At 60.9% G+C, this 6,083-nt stretch carries 6 protein-coding genes; 2 read left to right on the forward strand and 4 right to left on the reverse strand.

The genetic code is table 11. The features are described 5' to 3' along the window. Positions 1–25 precede the first annotated feature (25 nt). Positions 26–331: a TfoX/Sxy family protein gene (locus ACUXUR_RS22855; protein ID WP_445504654.1), complete on the forward strand. Its 306-nt coding sequence runs from the start codon at positions 26–28 to the stop codon at positions 329–331. Positions 332–347: 16 nt separating this feature from the next. Further along, the gene (locus tag ACUXUR_RS22860; protein WP_445504655.1) at positions 348–1,319 is read left to right on the forward strand and encodes a 2-hydroxyacid dehydrogenase; all 972 of its coding nucleotides are present in this window, start codon (positions 348–350) and stop codon (positions 1,317–1,319) included. 270 nt (positions 1,320–1,589) lie between these two features. On the opposite strand, the gene ACUXUR_RS22865 is transcribed toward ACUXUR_RS22860, so the two are convergent. The 4 genes from ACUXUR_RS22865 to eda form a co-directional block, all read right to left on the reverse strand. Continuing rightward, positions 1,590–2,336, reverse strand: a complete 747-nt coding sequence (locus ACUXUR_RS22865; RefSeq protein WP_445504656.1) for an SDR family oxidoreductase — start codon at positions 2,334–2,336, stop codon at positions 1,590–1,592. 27 nt (positions 2,337–2,363) lie between these two features. Then, a complete protein-coding gene (locus tag ACUXUR_RS22870) occupies positions 2,364–4,172 on the reverse strand; it encodes an IlvD/Edd family dehydratase (RefSeq protein ID WP_445504657.1) in 1,809 nt (602 codons plus the stop codon). Between the two features lie 344 nt (positions 4,173–4,516). Further along, positions 4,517–5,356: a tellurite resistance TerB family protein gene (locus tag ACUXUR_RS22875; protein ID WP_445504658.1), complete on the reverse strand. Its 840-nt coding sequence runs from the start codon at positions 5,354–5,356 to the stop codon at positions 4,517–4,519. Positions 5,357–5,416: 60 nt separating this feature from the next. Further along, positions 5,417–6,058: a bifunctional 4-hydroxy-2-oxoglutarate aldolase/2-dehydro-3-deoxy-phosphogluconate aldolase gene (gene eda / locus ACUXUR_RS22880; RefSeq protein WP_445504659.1), complete on the reverse strand. Its 642-nt coding sequence runs from the start codon at positions 6,056–6,058 to the stop codon at positions 5,417–5,419. Between the last annotated feature and the right edge of the window lie 25 nt (positions 6,059–6,083).

The raw sequence follows: 6,083 nt of genomic DNA on the forward strand, positions 1-6,083 counted from the left end.
AGCAGCAGGAGCCGGATGGATTTCCATGAGCGATGCACCCATCAGCAGCCTTCCCGGGATAGGCCCCGTCACGCAAGGCCACTTGAGAGAAGCTGGCATCCGCACGGTATCGGAACTCAAAGCCATCGGGTCCGTCGAGGCCTATCGCCGTCTCAAGTTCATGCTTCCTCGTCAGGTCAGCCTCAATGCGCTCTATGCCCTTGAAGCCGCCTTACGCGGTTGCCACTGGCTCGACCTGCCCCAGGATGTGAAGAAGGTCCTGCAGCAAGAGGCCAAGACGATCGAGGAAGCCTTTCGCCGGGGCGCTGTCTCCCGCTGCGCGATCTGCTGAAGGAAAAGAGAATATCATGAGCAAAACCGAGATCCTGATGACCGCCCCGATGATGCCTGTGGTGATCGATGCACTCGACAAGGTCTTCACTGTGCACCGGCTCTGGGAGCATGAGGATCGCGGGAAGTTCTTGAGCGAAACCGGCCCACGCGTTCGCGGCGTTGCCACCAGCACGCTCTTCGGCCGCATGGATGCGACACTCTTCAATCTCCTGCCGAACGTGGAAATCGTATCGAGCTTCGGCGTCGGCTATGACAATGTCGACGTCGCGGAGGCGGCGAAGCGAAACGTGATCGTGACCAATACGCCCGATGTGCTCAACGACGAGGTCGCCGATCTCACTCTCGGCCTTCTCCTCGCCACGTTGCGCAAAATCCCGCAGGCCGATCGCTACCTGCGCGAAGGCCGCTGGCTGAAGGCCCCCTTTCCTCTCTCTCCGACTCTCCGCGAACGCAAGGTCGGCATCGTCGGCCTCGGCCGCATCGGCAAAGCCATTGCGAAGCGGCTCGAAGGATTTGACGTGAGCATCGCTTATCATGGTCGCACGCGGCAGGAAGGCGTCGCTTACACGTATTACCCGACGCTCATCGGGATGGCTGAGGCCTGCGATGTGCTGATCGTCATCACGCCCGGCGGCGCAGGCACGAGGCATCTCATCAACGCGGATGTTCTGAAGGCTCTTGGACCCAACGGCGTACTCATCAACGTGGCGCGCGGCAGCGTGGTGGACGAGCAGGCGCTGATCGAGGCGCTCAGATCCGGCACGATCCTCACCGCAGGCCTCGACGTGTATGAGGATGAGCCGCGCGTACCGCAGGAGCTGATCGACATCGAGCATGTGGTGCTTTTGCCCCACATCGCCTCCGGCTCCATCCACACGCGCAACGCCATGGGTCAGCTCGTCGCCGACAATCTCATCTCGTGGTTCAGCGGCAAGGGACCGCTGACGCCCGTGCCCGAGACGCCCTTCTCAGGGCGGGTGAGTTAACGCAGCCGCTCTCTTTCGCGACATGAACTCTTAGGGCATCGGGCCCAAAAGTTGACACCACTTTTGGGATCCGATCCGATGCTTCCTATGTAAATGGCGCATCGTTTATGCGGAAAAGTGGACCAGGTTTTACGCATAAACGATGCGCTAGTCATCATCGGCCTTGTGTCGGCGATCCCGCTTCGTGTGACGTGTCGCCCTTCTCATCGAGATGGCCGGCACTGATCCCCGGATCAAATCCGGGGATCGCCATGACGCGGTGGGTATCGTCTATAGCGCGAAGCCGCCGTCCACGAGGTGAATGTGGCCCGTCGTGTAGCTCGACTCATCGGAGGCGAGATAGACGGCGAGCGCCGCGACTTCCTCGGGCGTTCCGAGACGTCCCATCGGCTGCCGGTCGATAAAGGCCTGACGCACCTCCTCGATGCTCTGACCTGAACTCGCTGCCAAAGATGTGATGCGCTCATCAAGCGATGGCGACTGGATTGTACCGGGGCAGATCGCATTCGCGCGGACGCCGCGCTTGATGAAATCGGCCGCCACAGCCTTGGTGAGGCCGATCACAGCCGCCTTCGTGGTGCCATAAGCGTAGCGGTTCGGAATGCCGCGCACGGAGGATGCGCCGGAGGCGATGTTGACGATCGATCCTCCGCCGATATCCAGCATGCCCGGCAGGACGGCTTTGATGGTCCGGTGCATGGATTTCACGTTCAGGTCGAACGAGAAATCCCAGTCCGCATCGGAGCATTCGAGCACGGTGCCATGATGGACGAAGCCCGCCGCATTCACGAGAATGTCGAACGCTCCGGCCTCATTGACGAGTGCCTCGATGGAACTGCTGGAGCGAACATCGAGCTTGCGCCGCGTCGCCCCTTCAAGGCCATCGAGTTTAGCTTCGTCGAGATCCGTTGCCCAGACGTGTGCGCCCTCGCGAAGGAAGGCTTGCGCAATGGCGCGCCCGATGCCCTGCCCTGCCGCCGTGACGAGGGCGGTTTTGTTCTTCAGCCGATCTGTCATGGCGTCTCCAAGGTTTTCGCTCGTGTTTTAATGGTTATCTCGCGGCACACCGTAGGTCTGCGCCACCTTCTGGTATTTCACAGCAGGCTTCAGCGTCATGCCCTCGGAGAGCTGATCCACCATCGAGCGCTGGATCTCCTGCCACGGCGTCTGGCTCGCCGGATAGGCATAGCCACCACGCGCCTCGAGATCCGCGCGGCGTTTCTCCAGCTCCTCGTGCGAAAGCAGGATATCGGCCGTGCGCTTGTTGAGATCGATCCGGACGCGATCACCCGTCTGCAGCAGCGCGAGACCACCGCCGGCCGCCGCCTCAGGCGACGCGTTGAGGATGGACGGCGTGCCGGACGTGCCCGACTGGCGCCCATCGCCGACGCAGGGCAGCGAGAGAACGCCGCGTTTGATCAGCGCGCCAGGCGGCTGCATGTTCACCACTTCCGCAGCGCCCGGATAACCGATGGGACCAGCGCCGCGCATGATGAGGATCGTATGCTCGTCGATGTTGAGCGACGGATCATCGATGCGGTGGTGATAGTCCTCAGGCCCATCGAACACCACGACGCGCCCCTCGAAGGCATTCGGGTCGTTCGGATTGTTGAGATAGCGCTCCTGGAACTCCGCACTGATCACGCTCGTCTTCATGATCGCGGAATCGAAGAGCGTTCCCTTGAGATTGAGGAAGCCCGCCCTTTCTCTGAGCGGATTGTCGTAGGAGCGGATCACCTCGCGATCCCAGGTGAACTTGCCCTTACAGTTCTCACCGATTGTCGTGCCCGTGCAGGTGATCGCGTTCTCATGGATCTTGCCCGCGCCGATCAGCTCCGCCAGCACCGCCGGCAGACCACCTGCGCGGAAATACTCTTCGCCGAGATATTCGCCTGCAGGCTGCATGTTCACGAGCAGCGGGATCTCGAATCCGATGCGCTCCCAGTCGTCATTGTTGAGCGGAACGCCGATGTGCTTCGCAATCGCGTTGATGTGAATCGGCGCATTGGTGGAACCACCGATCGCCGCATTCGCCACGATCACGTTCTCGAATGCCTCACGGGTCATGATGTCGGAAGGCTTCAGGTCCTCCCACACCATCTCGACGATGCGCCTGCCGGTTTCGTAGGCCATCTGGCCACGCTCGCGATACGGCGCAGGGATGGCAGCCGAGCCCGGCAGCGACATGCCGAGCGCTTCCGCCAGCGCGTTCATCGTCGAAGCCGTGCCCATGGTGTTGCAATGGCCGACCGACGGCGCCGAGGAGCCGACGATATCCATGAACTGCTGATAATCGATATCGCCCGCCGCATGACGCTCGCGTGCCTTCCACACGACGGTACCGGAGCCGGTGCGCTCGCCATGGTGCCAGCCGTTGAGCATGGGGCCGACATTGAGCGAGATCGCCGGAATGTTCACGGTGGCGGCCGCCATCAGGCAGGCTGGCATGGTCTTGTCGCAGCCGGTCAGCAGCACGACGCCGTCGAGCGGGTAGCCGTAGAGCACCTCGACGAGGGAGAGATAGGACAGATTACGATCGAGGCAGGCGGTGGGGCGCTTGCCTGTCTCCTGGATCGGATGGCAGGGGAACTCGAAGGCCACGCCGCCCGCCGCCGTGATGCCGTCCCGCACACGCTTGGCGAGTTCGAGATGGTGGCGATTGCAAGGGGAAAGATCGGAGCCGGTCTGCGCAATGCCGATGATCGGCTTCTTGCCCTGCAGCTCCTTGCCCGTCAGGCCAAAGTTCAGATAGCGCTCAAGATAGAGCGCCGTCATGCCCGGATTGTCCGGGTTGTCGAACCAGAGCCGAGAGCGAAGCTGATCGGGAGTGAGGCGATGGGGCCTGTCAGCCATTCTTGGATCCTCTCAATTTTAGGCGCTTTGGCCTTATGTGGTGCAGGACAGGAGCCGAGAAACCGGCTTGGATAAAAATCATAGCTGCCCCGACGAATCTTTCGGCAAGCAATCGAAAGCGAAACGCCGCCTGACGCAAGGCGACTTTCGAATAAATCATACAAATTGAACAGCAATGTTGTTGTAATGGAGTATCTGATCTACGCTGGCGACCTATCCTACTGGGTGCCCTGGCTGACCAGCAGCGTCGGTGGCGATCAAACGTACCGGCACACTAGATCATGCCGGATAGAGCATCAGGCTGCTCGGGCACGGTTCTCCCTGATTGAGAGCATCTTTCCAGATCAGCGCAAGGCGCCGGCCGTCTCATCGATCTGCGCACGCGTCGCAGGATCGAGATCGAGCGCCTCCGCGAGTTGATGGAGGAATTCGCGCTCCTGGATCGTATCCGGATCAATGGCAATACGCGCAGCCGCATAGACCTGAGCTGCTTTCTCGGGATCTTTGACGCTGGCTGCCAGCTCCTCGACATCAGCAGGCGACGCCATTTCCCGCTCGAGCCAATGGCTCGCCTCCGGGTCGATGCCGGCTTCGGTCAGGCCTTTGAGGATCCGGGCGCGCTCGGCTGCATCGATCCTGCCATCGGATGCTGCGGCCGCCACCATGGTCCTCAAGAACAGCAAGGCATCATCCTCAGTTTGCGAGACCGGATGAAACCGCGAGGTTTCCGGCAAGCTCAAAGCCGCTTGGGCCAACGCTTCACCATCACTTCCGGGAGACTCGCCTGGAGCCTGCCCTTTGGTATCCGCTGTAGCCATCACACCACCCTGCTGCTTCTGATAGGCGCGATAGGCGAGACCTCCGATCACCGCGAGGCCGCCGAGTTTCACAAGATTACCTGTAAGTTTGCCTTTCTTGCGACGCCCGAACAGAAGCCCCGCCAAGCCGAGCAGCGCCGCTTGAGTGACGCCGGGATGCTGCGTTGCCAGATCCTTGGCTTTCTGAATGAGCTGGTCGGGGGATTGTCCTGTGATCTGAGTGACGCTCTTCTCGATCTGCTGCCCCAAACCTTGCTGGCCGACTCCAATCGGTTGGATTTCTGAAGAGCCCTGGCGCTCCTGATGAGGCTCGGCGCGACCGATCGCGCCGACGAATGCATCCAAGAGTTTTCTGTAATCGACCATTGCGTCCTCCTGCCGGTTCAATGCCGAAGCAAGAACACAACGGAGGCGCCTGGTAATGGTTCAGGTTTGCGCCCGCAGAGAGGCGGCATCCGCAGCAAGCCGCTCGATTGCGGCAAGATCACCCTTCTTCATCGCCTCCGCAGGAGTAACCCACGTGCCGCCGACACAGGCAACATTGGGAAGCGAAAGATAAGAAGGAGAAGAGGTACGGTCGATGCCGCCTGTCGGACAGAACATCAGGTTCGGCAAAGGTCCATGGACGGATTTGAGCCAAGCCGTCCCCCCTGAGGCAGCCGCGGGAAAGAATTTGAGATACCGGAAACCCATAGCCGCAAGGGTCATGGCTTCGGAAACCGTCGCGCAACCGGGCATCACTGGAATTGGGGCTGCCCTCAAATCTTCCGCGAGCTGCATAGGCGTTCCTGGTGTCACGATGAACTTGGCGCCGGCATCCACCACTTCACGAACCTGACTACGCTCGAGAACAGTGCCGGCCGCGACCACCGCCTCGGGCACGGCCTTGGCAATAGCGCTTATGGCATCGAGCGCAGCAGAGGTTCGGAGCGTAATCTCGATCACCGGAAGGCCCGCGCGGACAAGGGTATGAGCAAGGTCGATGCTGATGCGCGCGTCATCCACCATCACCACAGGAATGACAGGCGCAAGACGGAGCTGATCTCGTAGGACATCACTGTGCGACATGAGGCTAGATCCTTGTTCAAGCAGC

The organism is Microvirga medicaginis, from assembly GCF_052658925.1.

What these genes read in the sequence shown, in the direction of transcription:
- ACUXUR_RS22855 (WP_445504654.1), top strand. Translation starts at nt 26, where the DNA reads ATGAGCGATGCACCCATCAGCAGCCTTCCCGGGATAGGCCCCGTCACG.
- ACUXUR_RS22860 (WP_445504655.1), top strand. Translation starts at nt 348, where the DNA reads ATGAGCAAAACCGAGATCCTGATGACCGCCCCGATGATGCCTGTGGTG.
- ACUXUR_RS22865 (WP_445504656.1), bottom strand. Translation starts at nt 2,336, where the DNA reads ATGACAGATCGGCTGAAGAACAAAACCGCCCTCGTCACGGCGGCAGGG.
- ACUXUR_RS22870 (WP_445504657.1), bottom strand. Translation starts at nt 4,172, where the DNA reads ATGGCTGACAGGCCCCATCGCCTCACTCCCGATCAGCTTCGCTCTCGG.
- ACUXUR_RS22875 (WP_445504658.1), bottom strand. Translation starts at nt 5,356, where the DNA reads ATGGTCGATTACAGAAAACTCTTGGATGCATTCGTCGGCGCGATCGGT.
- eda (WP_445504659.1), bottom strand. Translation starts at nt 6,058, where the DNA reads ATGTCGCACAGTGATGTCCTACGAGATCAGCTCCGTCTTGCGCCTGTC.